Genomic DNA, 859 nt, shown 5'->3' with positions numbered 1-859 from the left:
CGCGCTGTACCGCCCGCTGTTGAATACCAGCTTAAAATACCCTAAGACCATGATTGTTATCGCATTAGGTCTGATGGCGTCGGCTTACTACCCAACCAGTAAACTGGGTAGCGAGTTCATCCCGCCGCTGGATGAAGGCGACTTGATGTACATGCCAACGACCTATCCGGGTATCTCAATTGGTAAAGCACGCGAGCTTCTACAACAAACCAACAAGCTGATCAAAACCGTTCATGAAGTGAAAACCGTATGGGGCAAGATTGGCCGAGCTGAGACCGCAACCGATCCAGCGCCACTCACCATGATTGAAACCGTGATTCAGTTGAAGCCACGCGATCAATGGCGCGAAGGGGTAACAACCGAGTCATTGCGCAAAGAGTTCGACAAGTTGGTTCAGTTCCCTGGTCTTACTAACGCTTGGGTAATGCCTATCAAAACGCGTATCGACATGCTAGCAACGGGCATCAAAACCCCTATTGGCATTAAGATCGCCGGTCCCGATCTGAAAGTAATAGAGAAGATCGGCTCTCAGCTAGAGCCAATTCTTAATGGCGTACAAGGTACAGCATCTGTTTATGCGGAACGTGTAGCAGGTGGTCGTTATGTCACGGTCGACATTAAACGTCGTGCCGCAGCGCGTTATGGCTTAAGCATCAAAGACGTTCAGCAAGTGATCTCCACTGCGGTGGGTGGCATGAATGTGGGTGAAACCATTGAAGGCTTGGAGCGTTACCCAATCAACGTTCGTTACCCACAAGACTACCGTGATTCAGTGGTTAAACTGCAAAACCTGCCGTTAGTTACACCAAATGGCGCCCGTATTGCGCTGGCTGACGTAGCGGATATTCGTTACGAAGAC

At 50.1% G+C, this 859-nt stretch carries 1 protein-coding gene; it reads left to right on the top strand.

Going from position 1 to position 859, the window contains the following annotated elements; genetic code table 11:
- The coding region (locus IQR33_RS34500; protein ID WP_228014163.1) for an efflux RND transporter permease subunit at window positions 1–859 on the top strand (859 nt) is incomplete at both ends.

This window comes from Vibrio sp. OPT46 (assembly GCF_015163535.1).
GTDB classification, from domain to species: domain Bacteria; phylum Pseudomonadota; class Gammaproteobacteria; order Enterobacterales; family Vibrionaceae; genus Vibrio; species Vibrio alginolyticus.
The sequence above is the reverse complement of the archived record's forward strand: the minus strand, read 5'-3'. Positions and strand labels throughout refer to the sequence as shown.